Origin of the sequence: Fodinibius salipaludis, from assembly GCF_002287075.1 — a bacterium.
GTDB lineage: Bacteria > Bacteroidota > Rhodothermia > Balneolales > Balneolaceae > Fodinibius > Fodinibius salipaludis.
Genome location: NZ_NSKE01000003.1, coordinates 284,562 through 306,519, shown reverse-complemented (window position 1 = coordinate 306,519; position 21,958 = coordinate 284,562). Strand labels below are relative to the sequence as shown.

The following is a 21,958-nucleotide window of genomic DNA, read 5'->3' as shown; positions in this document are numbered from 1 at the left end:
CGTATATTTTATTTCTTGAGTGCAAAATACCCAAAATTCTTGAAAGATCGGCTATTTCAAAGAATTTCTAATGTTCATTAACCAATCTTTAACAAGTCTCGCCCTATGTTCCGTAACGGTGAAATGACAAAAAACGTTTACTAAAATCGTCCGCGCAATGCTACAACGATATTTCTGCCGGGAGCACTTATACCCGAAGAATAGGGACGATAATGCTTATCTAAGATATTCTCTACCTGTAAATTGAGTGTTATATCTTTGCTAAGCTGATATGATGTTCTCAAATTTAATGTAGCCCAAGCCGGTGTTCCTTCCGGAGTATAAAGATGAGGTTTATTGCGCTCTGAGGGAGAAAAGTCGGAAATAGGTTTCTTTGCATTGAATTCGGTAAACGTCTCCACAGACATTTTTTTGATCTCATATTTAACAGAAGCCATACCAAATAGTGGCGCTACGTGGCGCATTGGCTCATTATTCGACCTATCTTCTCCTTCGGTAAACGTCAGCCGGGAATCGAAAGAAAATCCCCTTCCCATATCCGAGGAGAAACTACCACTTACGCCGTAAATATACGCCTTTCCGGCATTAACAACGGCTTCTACATTGCTCAACGTCCCATCGTACATAATAGAATCCTGCCCAAAAGAGTCCCCAAAATCGCGCCGTACCATCGCATCTCTAAGCCAGGTGTAAAAAGTATTCACCTCAAAGCGAGCTATATCTCCAAATGTTTTAATGACGGCAAAATCCAGGTTGTAGGTATACTCTGAGCCCAGATCGGCATTGGGGACAATAACGGTGCCCGGCTCGGAATCAAATACTTTGGCAACGTCATCAACATTAGGTGCACGGAAACCGGTAGAAGCATTTAGATTCAGCTGCAATCCATCAGCCGGACGATAGGTAAACCCCGCATTACCACTGAGCGCCCCGGTATTCAGCGAGATGTTTTGAAAATTGAAATCATAAAACGCGTTACTAAACTCGGCATCCAGCATAACGTGGCTATATCGCGTGCCGAGTATAGCTGTAAGATTGGAGGTTAAATCCTGTTCATACTTAACATAGGCTGCCAGCTGTGTGTGATTACTTCCCTGATCGGGATACCGGGTAGCTACCTGACGCACATCTTCAGTTTCAATATTGGTCGATTTCGCATCAGATCCTACATAATTATAGATGCCCTCAATGCCATAATACAGCTCTTTATCATCACCGAAATGCTTATCAAAATCGAGTTGAGCGATATAAACGTTCACATTCTCTTCGCGATTTCGGCGCCAATTATCCTGAAAGTCCCGATCATTACGGCTCTCCTGAAACCATTGATGAGAAAATGTAGTCGTCAAATTATCAAACCAATTGCTTGCACTTAAATAATCAGCTTTTAGCGTGTTCATCATCCAAATTTGCGGCCCGTAATACCACTCTGCATTGACCAATTGTCCTGTATCACCATTTTCACGCTGTATTAGTCGATCATAACGCGGAATATCTGAAGTCGTTGCAAAATGAGATCCATACGACAGATCCCAATTAGCATTAGGTTTATAACGGATTTTCTGCATCAGATTTAATTGCTGATATCCCGAAAAGCGCTGCAATGTTACATCATCATTGGGAACAACCGCATCAAAACCGTCGCGCCGAATCACATACTCCTTCCGCTTACCGAAATTGGGAAACTCATCATAAAAATCGCTCCCCGATCGCAGATCATCAAAACTGCTATAGGTAATGCTCGTTGTGCTTCCCCACTTTTCAAATCCAACGGATGCATCAGCATGAATTGTACGCTCATTATTGGCAGAACTATAACGAGTCATCCCATTGACATTTACAATAGTGCTGTCATCAAATGATAACTCCGGAGATATAGTCTGAAAATTCATTACCCCGCCCAAAGCGTCACTTCCATATATAATCGATCCGGGCCCAAACAGTACCTCCGTATTTTCAATCGCGTTGGGATCTATTGAAATAACATTTTGCAAATTCCCGCTTCGAAAAATCGCATTATTCATCCTTATTCCATCAACAGCCAACAATACTGAATTGGCCGCAAATCCACGCATCATGGGACTTCCACCGCCCATCTGACTTTTTTGAACAAACACCTCTCCAGAGTGCTTTAAAATATCAGCCGAAGTTTGAGGATTATTAAAAGCTACCTGTTGGTCATCAATCCGGGTAATGGCTTGCGGTATTTTTGTACGATCCTCGGCTCGTTTACTGGCTGACACATAAATATCATCCATTAAAACTGATTGTCCTTTCAGCTGTATCATAAAATCCTGCCCTTTCAATTCTTGATAAGAAAGCACCAATTTTTGATAGGAAGGGTGGCGAAAGTTCAACGTATCATCTACAGAAAACTTTTCGATTCGAGCAACCCCCTCCTTATTGGTAGATACCATTTTATTTCGCTCGTTGTTGAATATATATACGTTGATAATTGGCTGCTGAGAATTTTCATCAACCACCTTCACCGTTTGAGCTGATAGGTCAACAGTATAAAGTAGCAAACTTGCTGCAAACAATACCCAAAATCTCAATGTCATTAATTTTTTGTTTCTTAATTCTAAATGCTGTTGATAATAGAAACCAAATACGGAAAGGTAAATACTATAATCATGCGATATCACCACTCTTTACAATTCTTAACAGGCGGGTTATTTAGCCGCCCTACGCCATGTTAAACCAACGCCCGCCAAAATAATAACCATCGCTAATATTGAAGCAATTGGAGGCAACTCGGAAAATAGGAGAAATGCCAACACTGATGCTAACAATGGTTCTACCAAAATGAGTGTCGACAATAAGGTAGGCGAAACATATTTTACGGCATAATTCATCGAGCCATGGCCCAGTATCTGCGGACCAAAAGCCAATCCAGCTCCAGCCCAAACTCCAATTATAGAAATATCAAGCAGGTTTTTACCCATCACAACGGCCATTAATATACAGGCCGCCGCCGCATAGAAGTATACCGGAAAGACATAATCAATCCATTCTCTTTTTTTACGGATTTTTTGACCGATAAGAAGGTACGCTACAAAAATAATAGCAGCCATCAATGCCAGAAAATTGCCGAATAGCGGATCGGCAAAATCCTGTTCTATCTGACTATCGGAGATCCCCAGCAACAGAGATCCCGAAAATGCCAGCACTACCCCAATCCAAGTAGATGGTGCAAAGCTTCGCTTAAACCAAAGGCGCTCAACCAGTATCATGATGATAGGGTGGATGGTTACCAGTACGGAAGCCGAAGCAACAGAGGTATAATAAAGAGAAGAAATCCAGAACGTGAAGTGCAATCCCAGGCATACACCTGATAGCGCTATCCATAATCGTTCTTTGCCCTTCCCGGAACGCTGTTCGCTACTTCGCAGCCAAACCCAAAAAGGAAACAGCATGGCCGCAGCAAAAACAGTTCGATAAACGACCAGCACCAAGGGAGAGGTATCCGAAGCAAAACGAACCAAGATGGGAGCGAATCCAAAAGCAGCTAATCCGGCCAGCAGAGCTGCCAGTACTTTTACTTTTGGATACTCCTCAGACATATCGCGAAGATAAAATTGGAATTATACTACCGGATACGGTCCATCGACTTGACCAACTCGATATCGTCTTTAATTTTTTTGCGGGCATATAGTTGAGCACCCAGCGCCAGTATTAATAATCCTAAGCCAATGGTTTCATCCCATAAAAACGTACCGAAGCCTCCCAACGAAATATAGATACCTACTGAAAAACCAATAGTAATTATTTGAACAAGTAGCAATACACTTACCCACTTCCGGTGATTTTCGCGATTTTGATACAGAAAAATAGTCCCCAGCGATCCAAGTGAAGCGATGGTTAAAATGATCGCATAGCCAAGACCGATCCAAGCCTGTGGATCGTTCATTGCATGACTGTAAAGCGCGTTAAAGAAAACACTGCCATTCAAAAGGAAGGCTAAAAATAGAAAAACCGACTGGATCCGTTGAATCACGAGTATGAAGAATAACTTTTATTACTATTAATTACGATTGGCAAAGATACAATTTTTTACAGAGCAGGTCATCCCCAAAGTGTATCAAATTGAATACAATAAAAAAGCCCGGAATTGCTTCCGGGCCAGTCAGGGATGTTATAACTAAAATATTTTACTCAGGTAGCATTGCTTTGACTTTACGCTTAGTCTGAACTCCAATATAGTACATAGAAGGCACCAGAAATAAAGTCAAGAAGGTAGCAAAACCAAGTCCAAATATAATTGTCCAAGCCAATGAACCCCAGAAGTCCGCGTTATCACCACCGAAATAGATATTGGGATCTAAACTGGCGAACATCCCGTAGAAGTCAATATTGAGTCCTATGGCCAATGGTATCAATCCTAAAATGGTGGAAGCAGCCGTCAGAATAACAGGATTCAATCGAACTTTTCCTCCTTCAATAACGGCTTCGCGTAAACTTTTCCCTTCGTTCCGTAAGATATCAGTATAATCGATCAGGATGATACCGTTTTTCACTACAATACCTGCTACAGCAATAATGCCCATTCCCGTCATTACTACCGAGATATCCAGCCCAAAGGTTACAAATCCGATAAAAACACCAATCAAACTAAATGCAACCTGCGACATAATGATGATCGGCTTGGCAATAGAGTTAAACTGTGCCACCAATACCAGGAATATCAGCGCGATGGCTGCAAATAGAGCGATGGACAAGAAGTTCGCTGCCTCAGCCTGATCTTCCTGCTCACCCGTCAGCGAAATGCTATATCCCTCCGGCACGTCGAAATCTGTTAAGGCCTCTCGAATTTGATTGTTAATCTCGTTGGCATTATAGCCTTCCAGCACGTTTGACGAGACCGTAACAACCCTGTTTAAATCCAGTCGATTTATTGATCCCACATTTGACACATATTCGGCATCAGCTACCGCTGATATCGGGATCATTCCTCCAGCCGGTGTCGGAATTTTAAGATTCATCAGGTCTGTAATATTTGATCGATATTCTTCTTGCAATCGTAGCCGAATATCGTACTCCTCATCCTGATCACGATACGTTGAGATGGGCTGTCCCAGCAGGGCTGTATTTAGCTCCATACCTAACTGGGCATTACTAAGTCCATAGCTATTGGCTTTTATCTCATCAATATCGACTATGATCTCAGGATTATTATTTTGGAGATCCGAACGGAGCTGTTCAATACCTTCAATATCCTGTGATTGAATAAAGCTGGTCAATCTATTGGAGATATCTATAAGCTTATCAAATTCATCTCCGGTCACTTCAATATTTATCGGTTTGCCTGAAGGGGGACCCTGTTGCTCCTGCTCAACCGTTACCTGCGTGCCGGGTATCCCTTTTACATTATCACGTATTTCATCCATTAAAGCCTGCGTGGAAACGCCATTACGATACTGGTAATCAACAAACGAAATAGCAATACGGCTTCTATTGGGACTGGGGGTCTGATCAATCTCATTCGGTGGAGCAGCACCCACAGCCACATTGGTGATTATTGATTTTACTACGGGATTATCTTTACCCAAGACATCATATACACGACGTTCCAATTTTTGCGTAACATCATTCGTTACCTCCAGATCAGTACCCACGGGTAGCTCGTTATAAATATATACCGAATTCGGTTCACTTTCTGCAAAAAATACCACTTTGGGAGATCGTATTATCAGCAGTGCTATACTTCCTACCAAGAATATAATGGTAAAACCAAGGGTATACCACGGACGACGTCCTTCCAGTATCCACGCTATAGATTGCTTGTACCCTTTTTGTATTCTGGGCAAGGTTGACTGATTGAATTTGGCAATCATCGGTTTCAACACAAAGCGTTCTATCAAATACAACACATAGAGGAACAATAATAAATTGGCAACAAAGGGAATGCCAATCAGATGGAAAATTGCGGAAAGTGCAACAAATACACCTCCTGCAATCCATAACCCCTTGTTACTTTCATGGCCTTCATTGCTACTTGCCTCTCCGTCATCGCTTTCCATAAATGAAACCGCAAAAACGGGATTCATAAACAGTGCCACTGCCAACGATGCTGTTAATGTCAGGATTATAGTAATAGGCAAATAAACCATAAACCGGCCCATTATTCCTGTCCAGAACAGTAGCGGTATAAAAGGGGCAATAGTGGTAAGCGTTCCTGTAATAACCGGAAGAGCAATTTCTCCGGCGGCTCGTTTGGCCGCTTCTATCTTGCTGTAATTATTAGTCGTTATGTACCTGTAAATATTTTCAACAATTACGATGGCGTTATCAACTACGATACCAAGCCCCAGAATAAGGGCAAAAAGCACCACCATATTGATGCTGTAATCCTCCATCATTGGCATTACGGCAAACGCAATAAGCGAGGATAAGGGAATCGCTAATCCCACAAAAATAGCATTCTGTACCCCCATGATGAACATGAGCACAAGTACTACAAAGAAGAAACCAAGAATAACGGTATTAAAAAGGTTAGAAACACTGTCTCTGGTATCTTGGGAACGATCGCCGGTATACGTAATATTCAGACCATCCGGCAATTGTGCCTCCTGAAGCTCATCCACCGTTTCGACTGTCAACTCCGACATCTCAATCAGATTAGCTCCACTCCGCTTTTTAACATTGAGGGTAATCACATCCTCTCCATTGAGCCGGGCATAGCTTTCCCGGTCAGCAAAGCCATTTCGAATTTCAGCAACATCTTTTAAATAGACCTGTCGTCCGGAATTATTAGTAATCAACAGGTTTTTCAGTTCTTCGGCACTGGTCACTTCACCATCAACCCGAACCGAACGCTCCATCCGTCCCATATCGATTCCACCGGCAGATATCGTCACGTTCGTAGCTGCCACTGCCTGACGCACGTGCTCAAAAGTGACACCGGCTGCTAACATTTTGGGCAGATCCATGTTGATTTCAATCTCCGGCTCCAAAGCTCCCACAATTTCTGCCTCATTAATTCCTGATAGACTTTCGACCTCATCTTGAATCTGATCGGCGTAACGCTTCAACTGGACGATATCATAATTACCCGAAAGGTTGATATTCAATATAGGCTGATCCGCCAAATTAATGTCCGTAACATCCGGCTCTTCCGTCAAGTTGGAGGGAAGATCACCTCGGGCTTTCTCAACGGCATCATTCACCTCTTGCTGAGCCACCAGTTTATCTTTTGTGGTCTCAAACTCAATGGTGATAATAGAAGCAGCCTGTTTGGAAACACTGCTAATTTCATCAATGCCGTCAATACTTCTCAATTCCTGCTCAAGCGGACGCGTAATCAGGTTTTCGACATCTGCAGGTGAAGATCCCGCCTGGATGGTAACCACATTAAAAATGGGGATTTCTACTTCCGGGAACTGCTCCTTGGGAAGCATCAGATAAGAAAAAATACCAACTATCGTAAATAAAACCGTAACCAGATAAACCGTGGTACGGTTATCTATTGCAATACTTGAAGGTTTAAATTCTTTAAAACTCATTATTTAATTTAGCTTTACTTTAATTTTCTTGAATAGAAATAGGATCGCCGTCATTAATATTGTTGTAGCCCACGGTTATAATCTGATCTCCGGGCTCTAAACCTTCTTCAATAATTATTTTGTCCTGATAACTCTTTCCGGTAACAACCGACCGCTGTTTGGCCAGCCAACCTGATTCCGTCTCTTCTGCCACATAAAGATAACCACCACCGTTCGTTGATTGTACAATGTTAATAGGCACCGTCAACACATTATTTTGTTGGTAGTCATTTACTTTAAGTTTCGCTACCATATTAGGATATACCATCCCATCGATATTGGGGATATACACTTCGATACCAAACGTTCGATTCATGGGATCAATGACCTTGCTTACCACATCAATAGGCTTGACAATTTGTTTATCAATGCTGGGCAATGTAATTGTAACGCTGTCGGTCGTTTCAACCCTGTTGATATAGAATTCTGAAATTTCAGCAGTTACTTTCAACGCTTCAGAATTTGCAATTTGAAACGCCGGCTCACCAGGACCAATATTTTCCCCCTCCTTGATATAAACACGATTTACCGTACCGCTGATAGTAGCTGTAATGGTGTAATTATCATACTGCTCCTGCAATGTCGCCAATTGATTTTCGAGCGACCGCACCTGTGTTTCAGCTTCTAAAAGTTGAATTTCGGAACCAATGTTGTCTTTCCGCAAATTTTTCTGGCGCTCATATCGTGTTTTAGCCAACTTGAGCTGCGACTTAACTTCTTCGATCTGGGTGCGCGTAACTTCACCGTCGAGCTTAGCCAACACCGCTCCCTTTTCAACAAAATCCCCGGCTCGTACCGGAATTTCCTCGACTGTTGCTGTAGCTTTAGGAGTTATTGATATCGTCTTATCCGACTCAACATTCCCCTGTATATTCAAATAATGATTAAATGTCGAAGGAATAACCTTCTCTACATTAACCGAAACTGTATTATCCTCTTTCTCATTTTCAACAGCCGGCCCATCACTACAAGCTGATGCTAATATCAGCGTGCTAAATACAAATACTAATAGTTTATTCATTGTTCGGATATCCATTTATTCGAGTTCAATCTTTTCTTTAATAGGTTCTACATTCTTTTCGACAAAAGGCACTTCGCCCACCGCTTGATCGTACTGGGCTTTAGCAGCCAGATAGTTGAATACCATCTGGGCATAGCCAACCTCAGCCTCCCTTAGCTGCAATTCGGCATCAGTCACTTCTTGCTGCGATCCCAGCCCCGCCTGATATCTTTTTAGCGCGCGATCATATCCTTCCTGCGCTAAATCCAAAGCACGCTTTCTGGCTGTCTCAACCTCAAAAACCTCCTTGATACTTTCTTCAGCTGAGGTGATCTCACTTTCAGCATTTCGCTTAGTCTGATACTCTTGAAGCTGTAAATCCTTCTTTTGAATTTGCGCCTGCTGGATAGCAGCATCACGCTGAAATCCCTGAAATATGGGGAGCTGCACCCCGATCATAAATGTCTGTGATCGAGCTCGCTGTCGTTCCGATCCAAAAAACACCGGGGTTCCGGCCTGGGCAGCAGACCACTGCAAATTATAGTTAGCAACGATGCTGGGCAGATATTTACTTTTTTGTGCTTTAATCTGTTTTTCCTGTAGCTGCTGTCGCACATCAAGTACACGCAAATCACCACGCATATCAAAAGCTCGCTCAAGCAAGGTGGAATCCGACTCCAAAGACAATGGGGTCATTCGGTCAACTTTCTTAAGCGCCTTATTTTCTTCCTTGGATGTGTTGGGCGCTTGAATATCAAAGTCGCTGAGATCTCCCTTAACATTCAAACTCAAACTAACAGGTAACCCCATCGCATCCAATAAATTACGTACAGCTTCTTTTTGGGAAAACTCGGCACTGGTCAGTTCCGGCTTAATATTTTCGAGCTGTACCTCGAGCTGCATCACGGCATATTCATCGACCAAGCCCTGTTCATAACTTTTTTTCGTGTCTTCTAAGTTCTCTTTGATCCGTTCCAGCCGACTCTGTTGCAATCTCACCTGCTCTTTAGCAATAAGCACTTGGTAATAAGCCATCCGGGTCTGCGTAACAATACCCTGAGCAGTAGCACGCAACCCCTCGGACTGTGCTGTTTTAAACAAACTTGATGTACTGACTCCTACAAATGCCTGTCCATTAAATAATGTTTGGGAAACCGTAAACCCACCCTGCCAGTTATTATCAGTGCCAAAAGCAACGGGCACCAGGTTATCAGGATCACCAGCTGGATCAAATACAACTTCGGGAATAAAGTTCACCGGTATTTCCAGGTTCCGGGTATAATTAGCAGATGAAGTAATCTCCGGCATAACGTTACTCCAAGCCGTACGTACCTGTTGGTCGGCATCACGAACCGAAAGCAACGACCGCTTTATTTCGGTGTTATTAGCTAAGGAAATTTGTATAGCCTGATCAAGCGAAATAGCTCCCGGCTCTTCCTCAATCTGCTTAAAAGCTGATTGCAATGTATCCTGCTGCTGACCAAAAACCGTACCGGCCAGCGACAGCGACAGCATAAAGAGTAATCCAATTTTAATTAACTTGGTTGAACGCATAAATATTAAAGTTGCAAAGTGTAATGATTTTCGATTAAAACCGTGCGTAACAAGACGGCTTATTACGCAATTAATTATAAGAGGTTACAATAAAAATGAACAAGAGTCATTTTGAACTATTTTCCATATCTTTTAATTCCTTTTTTGATGCCATTCCCTCTACCAGAAGATTTAAAAAGTTTTCAAAAAGTGTACTCATACCCACTTCCATTTCATCCAAGAGTTCAAAATAATGCCCTCGGCCACTGGCATGGGTCATAGCAGTAAGCCCACGTGTGCTTGCAAAAATAATCGTAGCCAATTCTTTAGGTTCATATCGATCATCAACTGAACCATCTTGCATTCCAATTTGAAGAGCGCGGATCATAAAGTTCAGGGCTTCATGCCTATTTTGGTCACACTGCTTTGCATATTTACTGTCTCCAAGCACCTCTACGTTACTTATAGACTCGTAATACATAAAAGCCGTAAAATAGTTCGGGTGCTCTTCCACAAAATTTAAATAGGTTTCCCCCATCATTCTGATAAGCTCAAGCCCCGTGTGATCGTGTGCGCCTGAAAAAACCTTTGCAAACTTACTGTTTAACAAGTCAGAACCACGTTGGGTAATGGCAATATACAGGTCCGTTTTGTTTTCAAAATATAGATATAATGTACCTTTACTGAGCTCGGCCTCTTCGGCAATCTCATCCATGGTAGCCTGCTCCAGGCTTTTTGAAAAAATAACCCGCTCGGCGGCATCAATTATCTGATTTCTTCGGCGCTCTTTTTCACGCGCCTTTCGATCTTTTTTGCTCATACAAAACTCATTAAAAATGACTATCAGTCAGAAAGTGACCAAAGTTAATAATATTATTATCAGGGCACAACCTTTTTAATTATATAATTCCCAATCCAGCAATAAATCTCATTAATTGGAATAAGAGATTTTGAGAATAATCCCCTACCTTTCGTGCTTACAATTTCAATCCGGTCAATTATCCTTGAACATATCCAAGAAAACAGTCGTTGAAGCCTCACTCTTTTTGGTGGCCCTAATTTGGGCACTGAATTTTTCGGTTGTAAAATACTCCCTTGTTGAAATTGATCCCCTTAGTTTTAATGGGCTCAGGTTTATTTTTGCCGCAGCCATTATCTGGGCCGTACTATTCTATCGTCGACAACTGTTTACCATCCCGAAGAAAGACTGGCTCCCACTGCTGGGGATGGGACTCTTGGGCAATATTATTTACCAGGGACTTTTTATTATCGGTATTGACTATACCTACGCCGCCAATGCTGCTGTCATGCTCGGCACTATTCCCATCTGGGTAGCCCTAATAAGTCACTTCTTTAAGCTGGAACAAATGAACATCTTTAAAACACTTGGAGTTATTGCAGCTTTTGGTGGTATCATATTTATTGTGTCGGGAGGGCAAGATCCCTTCTCCCTGAGTTCTGACACCTTCTTTGGGGACCTGATCATCATCGCAGCCGCTGTTGTCTGGGGAGGCTACACCATTTTATCCAAATCATTCCTTACACGATATACACCCATTCAATTTTCGGCTATTATGGCCACCATTGGCGCAATTGTTCTTTTTCTGATTGGCTTGCCAAATATTATACATCTTCAGTGGACACAAATTTCGGCAGCGGCCTATGGCGGAGTGGTGTACAGCGGACTGTTATCAATAGGAGTGGCATATCTCATCTGGAACTATGGTCTTCAAACTGTTGGAGCTGTTCATACGGCAACTTACCAAAACCTTGTGCCCGTAATGGGACTTTTCTTTGGCATCGTTCTGCTAAATGAACAACTAACCTTTCTACAATATATAGGTTCAGCACTGGTGATAGCCGGAATTGTACTGGCACGGTGGAGAACATCATCACCGGAAAAAGTCCCGCCTATGGAATAGGCTATACTTCTTAAAAACGATAGGAAATATTCACTTTTGCACTAAAGCGTTCCCTTGTAAAATTCGGGTATTCAGAGGAATCAAATCCCATATTTCCGCCAATAAACCAAACCTTAGATAGTGGATACTGCCCGTCAACACTTACCGACCACGAATCTAATGCATCAATTGCTATTGTCCCAGATGAAGTTCCAATTTCTGTCGGGGCTGATCCATAACCGGCATTTAAACTTAGATAAGACTCTGCCGTCCCAAAATATCGCCGCGTTACAATATTCAAGGACTTCGATGTTCCTCCCGATGACGGCACCAGGTATGTACGTGCAGTAAAAAGATAGCTTCCCAAATATTTTGTAAGCGATACGGTATAAATATCAGTTTGTGAGGTCCCAAAATCCAAATATCGCATACCTGCTTCGAGCTCAAAAGCAGAAGGCAACGACTTGTAAAGCGAAAAGCCAAATCGGTAATCCGGATAAATAGAAGCCTGCGAATAACCACCACTTACATACGCATATAATCCTTTTGCTATTGATGGATATGCATCTACATTAAACTGTACCCCATCCGAGCCAAACCGCCGAGCATACTCAACCCGACCGGTTATGGAACCAATGGGAGTTTGCCGTGTTAATCCGAATTGCGTAAAATGCCAAGGATCAAAAATAGTTTGAAACCGATCGTAACGATAAGAAATCGTTGCTCGATATTTCATTTGCTGTAACTGGACATCCTCTAATCCTTCCCGCGCCTTTCGATTGCCCGAACCATCAGCAAGAATACGTTTATAAGCCTGCTCCGCCTCCTCATAGCTTTCCATTCCATAAAGAACAGACGCTTTCTTCAACATAAATTCTGTGTCGTCAGGATAGTACTCCAATCCCTTGTTAACAGTTTTTAGAGCTGCATCCTTTTGTCCCGACCAAGTCTGGGTATCCACCAAAACCATCAGTGCCCGTCGGTTCTGGGGATCCTTGCCCAGTACATAGCTCAACTCCTCTTGAGCTTTTTTATAATTGCTTTCCCAGTTATACAGCCGCGCCACGAAAATTCGAATACCATGGTAATCGGGACTTCGATCCAGCGCTTTATATGCAAACTCACGCGCCGCATCATAATCGCCGTCATCAAAAGCAACCGTACGAGCTTTTTCATACAGCTCATCAACAGAAAGGTCCTCCGTTCCTTGCGCTAATACCATAGCACTGTTAATCAATAAGAATCCCACGCAGATCATTACTAATTTTCTCATAACATCCATTCAATTATTAACCCTTAATACATGGCAAAACGTTATTCACCGATATATTTCTTCAAGTTCGGCAGTTCCTTATAGTTAGAATCCAACTTCTTAAGCTCATCATACGTCTTCTGGGCTTGATTCAGCTTATCTAACTGGACAAGGATTTTAATTTTTCGTTCTAAAAATGATTTATTTTTGGGATAGTGTTTAAGCCCCTGGTCAATCACTTGCAAAGCCATCTCGTAATCGCCCTGCCAAAACTCATTATCCGTATAGGCATTATAAGCATCTTCGTAGGTTACATCTTCGTCCAACACCTCCCTGAAATAACTTTCGGCCTGCTCGTAGTTTCCCTGCCAAGCGTTCGTTCTACCAACCAAAATTCGTACATCCTGGTATTCGGGAGCTTGCAACAGGATACGCTTTGCAATAGCACGAGCCACCTCATACTCCCCATTAAAAGCCCGTTGGCGCGCCCGCTCAAATTGTTCATCAATGGTTAGCGACAACGAATCCAGTTTTGCAAATAGCGTATCATATTCTGATAAAAAAGCATATCTATCTGATGAACTTGGAATTTTATTTTGGATGGGATACAATCGGTTATTTTGTACCACAAAGTTATTTACCGATTTAAACCTATTCAGCTTTTTACGCAACTCCTCATTTTTCCGTGAATTGTCGCTACGGCTAAGCGAAAGATTTTCACTCACCGAGTAAATTTCATCCCCAAATAAGTAATAATTCCCATCCAGATAATCTGAAATACGATTTTTATTACGCATAAACGGTACAGACTGTGTGCTTTGGAAGGTTCTGGTCGTATCCATTAGCTCACTAATCCAGTGTACCTCATCGGGCATATTCAAATCAGTTTTTTGATCCAACATTGCCACAAGTGAAGGAGTAATTTCGGCATGGGTATTGACCGACTTAAAATGAACCGGCTCTTTTAGTTTAGGCGAATATATTATGATGGGCACATGATAGCGCGAAATAGCTGTTGTCTGCGGTACCGGAATAAGCCAGTGATCACCCGTAATCACAAAAATCGTGTTTTCAAATTGTGGTTGTTTCTTAAAAGACTCCATAAAATCTCTGACGGCCTGATCGGCAAATAATAATGTTGTAAACTCTTTTTGATACTGTCGATAAGACTGCTTTTTCTTCTCGGAAAATTCCAAGCTTTCAAGACGACTTGTAAACTCCTGTTTATACTTTTCTGCATTCGGAACGGTAAATGGGGAATGGCTTTGTAGGGTATGGTAGATATCCAGTCGGGGAAATGTATTTGCAGTATCCAATAATTCCGCAGAGAATTCGAACATAGTTTTATCATCAACACCCCAGTAATTCGATTCGTTTTTCGCTTCCGGAAGCAGTTTTTCCAAGCGTTGTTTATTTAAAACATAGTCGGTCCCCTGATAATCCAAAAAGAAATCGAGCCCGTCGAAATACGTATCATAGCCACTGTAAAAAGCAGTATGATAACCTCGTTTATCAAGAATACTGATAAGTGATTGGTGATTGGGATAGTTGGGACCAAGTTCCATAAATCCATGTTGGCCAAATGGAAGCGATCCTAAAAGTGACGGTATCATCCCAAATGTACGGCCCGAAAGGCTAAGACCGTTCTCCCAATACAATCCCTGCTTAGAAAGGGAATCCAAATAGGGAGCAAAGCCTGTCCATTGCCCGGACGGACCAATAAACTCTCCGCCCAAACTTTCCACTAACAGAAACACGATATTGGGTGGACGCTCAAATTCTTCGAAAAAAGGACCCAGTACATCTTTCTCATAGTTTGCCGTCTGTAGCAATGGGTATTCTTCCGGATCATAATCTGTAGAATCCGTTCCGTTCCAATCAACGGTCCCCACACTCTGATGAATAAAATATGACAGCTTGTTTGCATGTTTTTCCTGCTGGGCCGGAGTAGCATCAATGCCCGTTGCAAAGAATGAAATCACAAAAAGACCTATAACTCCAAACAGACCGCCATAAGCTATTTTAGACCGATTCTCCTGAAAGATATGCGTTGATTGTGTTGTTCTAACAACCCCATACATCAACACATAAGCAACTATAATAAAACCAATGCCCACTACTGTCACCTGCTCGGCTGCAATAACGGTGTTTGCCATTTCGGTCAGCGAGTAGGCCCAGAATTCTGAGCCCAAAGGCATATGTGTTGCTCCAAAATATGATATTAACAATATATTCACTATCCCGATAAAAGCGATAATATGAGCCATCACTTTATTAGCTGTGCTGGACTTTTGTACTCTTTTCAACCCAACTGAGAAAAACAATAGAAAGGGAAGCAAAATAACGCTGAACTGAAAATCTCTAACCAGTAAAGCCCAAAAATATGAACCGTCTGCGAACTCGCTTCCGAACTTCCACATTCCAACTCCAATTTCATAACTACGCCCCAAAAGGAGCACCCCAATCAGCACAATAAAAATCACCACTGCCTGTGGTAAAAAAGAAGAATCCAGAGCTGTACTTTTATTCATTACCGTATTGTATTACAGCGTTTTGTGAAATTAGCATAGAATTTAACTGCTTTGCGATCACTCCAAGATAAGAATCCCTTAATAAACATTAAGATTTTTTAATTAAAATCGCTATATTTTGTACAGTGACATAAATACTAAACTGCCACAAAAATTATTAATGGCAAAATAGTGAGGCAGTTATGAAAAGCATGGACTCTTATCTAAAGCTAACTGGGGTTGCACATAATTCAACAGATAAAAGTATGGGGGGAAGTGAATCAACAATGCCCAAAAAGCAAATTCTTATTGTCGATGATGATGATCTCAGCAGAAAACTAATTAGCAGACTCGTATCTAAAGAGTTCGATTATGAGATTACAAGTAAAGCTAATGGAATTGAAGCCCTGGAGTATGCCCGAAAGCATATTCCACAACTTATTATTTTAGATCTAATGCTTCCCGGCATGGATGGATTTGAAATCCTTAAAAAAGTTCGTGAAGATCAAAAATTCAACCAGACAAAAGTGGTCTTGGTTTCTGCAAAATCACGTTCCGAAGATATTGAGCACGGTTTTGACCTAACCGCCGATGAATATATTACCAAGCCTTTTCAACCCAAAGAATTTACAGCACGCATCCGAAAATTATTGACAAAAGCCGCTTAGAGCGTATATTGTGGCATGTTTGACTTCAACATTGCCTTACAGTCGCTGATTGGACTAACTGTCTTTTTGACCCTCCTATTCTTTTTTCTACTCGGTTATACTTATTGGACCCGAAGGAAACAGCAGTACTGGAAAAGGTATGAGCAAAAATTTCGGGATTACTTTTTTTCGATTCTCTTGGATTACGCAGAACAATCCGGCCCACCGCTAAGTGCTGATGATATCATCAAAAAAATAACTAAGCGAACGAAAGATTATACATTTTTTATAAATCTGCTTAATGAACTTGACGATATTCTGGATGGCACAGAACGCAAGCGACTCAATGATTTAATTAAACATCCCACCTTTGCCTCTTTTTACCGGGATAAGCTGTTTCAATCTTCTACCGATTCCAAAATATACGCCTGTATCTACTTTCAAAAAAGCACCCATCTTGACAACCGAGTTTTAGCCAAACTTATTACTGTAAGCAAATCAAACAACTTGAAATTAGCCTTTGCCGCTACCAAAGCATTGCAATCAGCCGAGGACTGGTCAATACGTAAAAGCGCCTTATTGAGATTCTTCAAACGAACTGATATCTCAGAACTAATGGTTGCCGAACTTCTTCATGTATTTGATTCGGGACTGGCCGAGGAGCGTGGACAAGTTGGCGAAGCCCTCAAAGATGTACTGCTAAAAAAAATAGATCCCAACGTTAAAAATATCATCGTACGATATATGGGATATCAGCAATTTTATGAATGTGGAGAGTTTTTATATCAATACCTAAAACGGATTCATTATAATCCTGAAAAGTTTCCCCTAATTCGAGGACTTATTACTGCTCTTGGAGAATTATATCATACCGAAGCCGATGCTGTTATCAAGAGCTATTGGAAGAAGAAAAAAAGCATTCCTATTAGATTAGCCAGCATAAAAACACTCAGCACTTTTGGAGGAGAAGAAAATATCTCATTTTTACTACAACACCTGTTAAATGCTGAATTCCCGATCCGAAAAGCCATTATTTATGAACTTGTAACGGAAGAGGAAAATCGCATAGTATTACTGACAAAATTTATTCAAGAAACACTGCGATCACTCACAGATATTGATATCAGAAGCAGATCACATGAACAGTTTGATTTATATTTAGATAAAATTTTGGATATTACATCCGGCATCAAAATAGCCCTCAATCACCGACTCAATAAATCCCATGCTTGATAGCTTTTCGTTATTCAATATTGTTGAGCAGTTCATTATAGGCTATTTTATCACCATTAACACTGTGTATCTGGCGTTAGTTATCGGCGCCCTACTCTATGTTCGCAAACAAATGTTACACCGCAGTGTTGTTGAAGCAGACGCCCTTTTTAAGACCGAGCTCTTTAAATCTATCAGCATTCTCGTTCCCGCCTATAATGAGGCAGATAATATTGTAGAGTCGGTGGAATCGTTGCTCAAACTGGAATATCCTGAATATCATATCATTGTCGTAAATGACGGGAGCGCCGATGATACGCTACAACGAATTATTGATCATTTTGGCCTGACGGAAACCGATATTTACTTTGAAGAGCAAATCGAACATCAACATATCCGTGGCATCTATCGGTCCCCCAATACCCCCATGCTCACCGTCGTGGATAAGGAAAACGGGGGCAAAGCTGATGCCCTTAATGCCGGAATCAATATTGCCGAAACTGATCTGGTTTGTTCGATTGATGCAGATTCTATTTTGGAACAAGATGTGCTTAAAAAGCTTATCCAAACATTTATAGAACATAAAAACACCATTGCTGCAGGAGGGGTCGTCCGGGTTATCAACGGATGCCAGATAAGAAATAGAGAAATAAAAGAAATACACGTTCCCAAAAGTTTCTGGGGGAGACTGCAGTCGGTGGAATATATTCGGGCATTTTTATTTGGGCGTGTAGGGTGGGATTACTTCAAAAGTCTGCTAATTGTCTCGGGAGCATTCGGAATTTTTGACCGGAAAGCTGTTATTAAAGTAGGGGGCTATCTTACTGATACCGTGGGCGAAGACATTGAACTGATTGTCCGCCTGCACAGCTACCACCTTCGTAATAATGAGGATTACCAGATTCGATTCCTACCAGAACCTATCTGCTGGACGGAAGTTCCTACTGACTACAAGAGTTTACGTAACCAGCGCAACCGCTGGCACCGGGGCCTGGCCGATTCACTGTGGCAACATAAATACATGCTATTTAATCCCACCTACAAACATATCGGGATGTTCGTAATGCCTTTCTTTCTCTTCTTTGAGTTATTAGGCCCCATTGTCAACCTGCTAAGTTACGTTTACCTGATTATCATAATTTCATTTCCAGACCTTTTCAGCCTGACCTTTATCCTGTTATTCCTGGGGGTTTCTATCATTTATGGGATGGTTGTTTCGCTCATTGCTGTTTTAGCTGAAGAGGTCGCATTCAAAACCTACAGTAGTTTTAAAGATGTCGCTATTTTGAGTTTGTACTCTCTCCTTGAGAATATAGGGTATCGACAGATTCACTCGTGGTGGCAGTTCAAAGGACTCATTGACTTTTTTAAGGGAAAGAAAAGCTGGGGCAAAATGATTCGAAAAGGGTTTAAAGAGTAGTTCCTGTCATTCTATTTAAATTCAAGCATTACTCCCCTACAAATTCTGAGCTTCTACCAATACCGTAAATTCAGTTCCCTCGCCAATAGAGCTCTCTGCTGAAATTTTACCACCCAATTCAGCAACCAATTGTCTTACATGTTGAAGCCCGATTCCAAAACTTTCCTCTCCCGCTGTTCCAGAAGATCCTACGACTTTTTCTCCGCTATTAAAATTATCAACTTTATCTCCATTCATTCCAATACCGTTATCTTCTACTATAACCTTCAAAACCTTCTGTTCATCGTTTTCAACAAGCGCATATCGCACACAAATCCGCCCTCCGTTATCCGTAAATTTAATAGCATTCGCTACAAGATTACTGACAATTTGAATTAATTTTCTCGAAGAATAAACTGAAATACTATAATTATTATCAGTTTGACTCTCTACCTTAAAACTTATCTCTTTGTTCTGAGCTGGCGGGGCATTCAGGCGTTTTACTTTTTCAAAAACACCTTCCAATAATATGTTATCACTCCCACTTTTGTTACTTGTCTTCTTATCTGGTGATAAAACGCTATCAATTTCATCAACAATAGCTTCCGCACAATCTTTAATCATCAACAAGTCTTCGGCTGATACTTCTACCTCATCCTCGTCAGTAAGTAACAAATCAACAATGCCTACAATGCCATTTACCGGACTCCGGAGGTCATGATTTAATGTTCGAAAACGCTGCTGAAGATCATGCAGCTTTCCTTTGGACCGATAAACCAACTGATCTTTCTGCAGATACTGAACAACTAAATTAGCAAGATACTGCAGATGCTCTTTTTTCTTATCAGAAATTCCTTTCTCTTTCTGATCCAGCACGCAAATTGAACCAACATTAACACCTGCTTTAGTGGTAAGCTGCACTCCGCAGTAATAGCGAAAGTAGGGCGCCCCTACAACATAATCGCGGTCACGATAACGTTTATCTTTTTGTAGATTTTTTATCTCATATGGTTTGTTTTTCTCAATAGTATCATGGCAAATACTTTCTTCACGAGGAATTACTTTCAGATCTTTCTCCGTTCGTCCAATCGTCCACTGATTATAGGCATCGATGATATTTATTTCACAAACCGGGGAATCCGTTATCGTTTTAGCCAGTTCTACAAATGGTTCTAACTTTTCGTGATACGAATCATAATCCAAAGCAAATGAAGAAAGATGCTGTAAACGATCTAATTCCTTATCCATAAAATATTTTTTTAACCTCAATCCTGTTCCTCTCTTGTGGCTGTTAACCTAAGAAAAAACACATCCTAACGAGAACTCACTAAACGCGTGTTCTGCCACTTAACAAATAAAGAATAGCCATTCGTACAGCCACGCCATTGGTAACCTGGCTTAAGATTATTGATCGATCACTGTCTGCCACTTCGCTCTCCATTTCTACTCCCCGATTCACCGGACCAGGATGCATGATGGTAAAATCAGGATACTCCTCGAGATGCTCCATCGTAATCCCAAAAAGCTGGTGATACTCGCGAATACTGGGAAACAGCTCGGTACCGCCTTCCTGTCGCTCTAATTGGATACGAAGCGCCATGGCAATATCACACCAACTCAAAACCTCATCAATATTATAAGATACGTCAGCACCGAGCTCTTCAACATAAGCCGGCATCATAGTTTTGGGCCCACAAACCGTAACGTTGGCCCCTAACTTCAGCAACCCGATAACATTTGAGCGCACCACACGACTGTGAGCAATATCCCCGATAATGGCAATATTTTTACCCGTTAAATCAGGATACACCTGTTGCATGGTAAACATATCAAGCAGGGCCTGAGTAGGATGTTCATGTGCGCCATCGCCTGCATTAATAATAGCTGCATCTACACAACGTGTTAAGAAGTGAGGTACACCAGGGCTTTTGTGGCGGGCTACCACCATATCAATTTTCATAGAGCTAATATTGCGAATAGTATCTTTGAGCGATTCTCCTTTTTTAACGCTCGACGATCCCTTGGAGAAGTTGACCACATCTGCCCCCATGCGCTTTTGTGCCAGCTCAAAAGAAAGCCGCGTTCGGGTACTGTCCTCATAAAAAAGATTCACAATAGTCTTGTCACGAAGGGTCGGCACCTTGGGGACAGGCCGATCCAGGATTTCCCGAAAATACTTGGCCTGTTCCAGTACAAATAAAATATCGTCTTTGGAATAATCCGCCAGTCCCAACAAATGCTTGTGGGTAAAATCGTGATTACTATCCTGCAGTTCGATATTCTCAGTCATTTATCCGCCCTCCTCATCTGCATTTTCTACCACATAAACGGCATCTTCATTATCCAACGTCTTCACCTTTACACGCACTTCTTCTTGTACGTGGGTTGGGAGCTTTGTCCCCACGTAATCAGCACAAATAGGAAGTTCACGGTGGCCCCGATCCACCATACAACAAAATTTAATGCTACGCGGACGCCCGTAATCCATAAGTGCATCCATAGCAGAACGTACTGTTCGACCAGTATAAAGTACGTCATCCACCAGCACCACGTCTCGGTCATATAGATCAAAGGGAATCTCGGTCACTTTCACCTGTGGCATCTTTAACTTTGTTCGAAAATCATCTCGGTAAAAAGTTACATCGAGCATTCCAAAATCAATATCATAACCGAACTTTTCCTGTACATACTGCACAATGCGTTTTCCCATGTACACCCCACGGGTTTGCATGCCGATAATAGCTAATTGTTGGGGATCGTCATGCGGCTCTAAAAACTGATGGGCGAATCGCAAATAGGTGCGATTTAGATCATCCGCCGACATTATCTTAGTTGTATTCAAACGTGGCTCCTCATTCGGTCTTTGATTCAATCAGAAAGAATGTAGTCAATGCTTATTACGAACTCAATACCACGCAAGAAGATAGTTTGTTATCAACAGCCGGACAAATTTACATCCAACT

At 41.7% G+C, this 21,958-nt stretch carries 16 protein-coding genes; 4 read left to right on the top strand and 12 right to left on the bottom strand.

Translation table 11 applies throughout. The features are described 5' to 3' along the window. Window positions 1–140: 140 nt before the first annotated feature. From CK503_RS05570 to CK503_RS05540, 7 genes are all read right to left on the bottom strand, one after another. Window positions 141–2,561 carry a TonB-dependent receptor plug domain-containing protein gene (locus tag CK503_RS05570; RefSeq protein WP_095605806.1) on the bottom strand — a complete coding sequence of 807 codons (2,421 nt, stop codon included), beginning with the start codon at window positions 2,559–2,561 and terminating at the stop codon, window positions 141–143. A gap of 111 nt (window positions 2,562–2,672) precedes the next feature. After that, a complete protein-coding gene (locus tag CK503_RS05565; RefSeq protein ID WP_255233337.1) occupies window positions 2,673–3,563 on the bottom strand; it encodes a DMT family transporter in 891 nt (296 codons plus the stop codon). A 26-nt stretch (window positions 3,564–3,589) separates the two neighbouring features. Then, complete coding sequence (locus CK503_RS05560) at window positions 3,590–3,997, bottom strand: DUF4293 family protein (protein ID WP_176466222.1); 408 nt, start codon at window positions 3,995–3,997, stop codon at window positions 3,590–3,592. Window positions 3,998–4,151: 154 nt separating this feature from the next. After that, a complete protein-coding gene (locus tag CK503_RS05555; protein WP_095605804.1) occupies window positions 4,152–7,502 on the bottom strand; it encodes an efflux RND transporter permease subunit in 3,351 nt (1,116 codons plus the stop codon). A 19-nt stretch (window positions 7,503–7,521) separates the two neighbouring features. Then, the gene (locus CK503_RS05550) at window positions 7,522–8,562 is read right to left on the bottom strand and encodes an efflux RND transporter periplasmic adaptor subunit (protein ID WP_176466221.1); all 1,041 of its coding nucleotides are present in this window, start codon (window positions 8,560–8,562) and stop codon (window positions 7,522–7,524) included. 15 nt (window positions 8,563–8,577) lie between these two features. Beyond that, window positions 8,578–10,095, bottom strand: coding sequence for a TolC family protein (locus tag CK503_RS05545; RefSeq protein ID WP_095605802.1), 1,518 nt, complete (start codon window positions 10,093–10,095; stop codon window positions 8,578–8,580). Window positions 10,096–10,201: 106 nt separating this feature from the next. Further along, window positions 10,202–10,894: a TetR/AcrR family transcriptional regulator gene (locus tag CK503_RS05540; RefSeq protein ID WP_095605801.1), complete on the bottom strand. Its 693-nt coding sequence runs from the start codon at window positions 10,892–10,894 to the stop codon at window positions 10,202–10,204. A gap of 184 nt (window positions 10,895–11,078) precedes the next feature. Between CK503_RS05540 and CK503_RS05535 the strand changes: the two genes are divergently transcribed. Further along, the gene (locus tag CK503_RS05535; RefSeq protein ID WP_255233336.1) at window positions 11,079–11,996 is read left to right on the top strand and encodes a DMT family transporter; all 918 of its coding nucleotides are present in this window, start codon (window positions 11,079–11,081) and stop codon (window positions 11,994–11,996) included. A gap of 10 nt (window positions 11,997–12,006) precedes the next feature. On the opposite strand, the gene CK503_RS05530 is transcribed toward CK503_RS05535, so the two are convergent. Next, window positions 12,007–13,248 carry a YaiO family outer membrane beta-barrel protein gene (locus CK503_RS05530; RefSeq protein ID WP_176466220.1) on the bottom strand — a complete coding sequence of 414 codons (1,242 nt, stop codon included), beginning with the start codon at window positions 13,246–13,248 and terminating at the stop codon, window positions 12,007–12,009. A 41-nt stretch (window positions 13,249–13,289) separates the two neighbouring features. Further along, window positions 13,290–15,758 carry an LTA synthase family protein gene (locus CK503_RS05525; protein WP_095605799.1) on the bottom strand — a complete coding sequence of 823 codons (2,469 nt, stop codon included), beginning with the start codon at window positions 15,756–15,758 and terminating at the stop codon, window positions 13,290–13,292. A 266-nt stretch (window positions 15,759–16,024) separates the two neighbouring features. Here CK503_RS05525 and CK503_RS05520 point away from each other — a divergent pair, with 266 nt between their 5' ends. From CK503_RS05520 to CK503_RS05510, 3 genes are read left to right on the top strand one after another with little or no spacing between them, the layout of a single operon-like run. Then, complete coding sequence (locus tag CK503_RS05520; protein WP_176466219.1) at window positions 16,025–16,405, top strand: response regulator transcription factor; 381 nt, start codon at window positions 16,025–16,027, stop codon at window positions 16,403–16,405. A gap of 15 nt (window positions 16,406–16,420) precedes the next feature. After that, window positions 16,421–17,617 (top strand): HEAT repeat domain-containing protein, encoded by a 1,197-nt coding sequence (locus tag CK503_RS05515; protein ID WP_095605797.1) that lies wholly within the window; start codon window positions 16,421–16,423, stop codon window positions 17,615–17,617. Then, window positions 17,610–19,016, top strand: coding sequence for a glycosyltransferase family 2 protein (locus CK503_RS05510; protein WP_095605796.1), 1,407 nt, complete (start codon window positions 17,610–17,612; stop codon window positions 19,014–19,016). Before CK503_RS05515 ends, CK503_RS05510 begins: the two co-directional genes overlap by 8 nt. Before the next feature lie 36 nt (window positions 19,017–19,052). Here CK503_RS05510 and CK503_RS05505 read toward each other — a convergent pair whose 3' ends face one another. The 3 genes from CK503_RS05505 to pyrR form a co-directional block, all read right to left on the bottom strand. After that, complete coding sequence (locus CK503_RS05505) at window positions 19,053–20,243, bottom strand: GAF domain-containing sensor histidine kinase (protein ID WP_095605795.1); 1,191 nt, start codon at window positions 20,241–20,243, stop codon at window positions 19,053–19,055. A gap of 79 nt (window positions 20,244–20,322) precedes the next feature. Then, window positions 20,323–21,285, bottom strand: coding sequence for an aspartate carbamoyltransferase catalytic subunit (locus CK503_RS05500; RefSeq protein WP_095605794.1), 963 nt, complete (start codon window positions 21,283–21,285; stop codon window positions 20,323–20,325). Beyond that, a complete protein-coding gene (gene pyrR, locus CK503_RS05495) occupies window positions 21,286–21,837 on the bottom strand; it encodes a bifunctional pyr operon transcriptional regulator/uracil phosphoribosyltransferase PyrR (protein WP_255233335.1) in 552 nt (183 codons plus the stop codon). Window positions 21,838–21,958 lie beyond the last annotated feature (121 nt).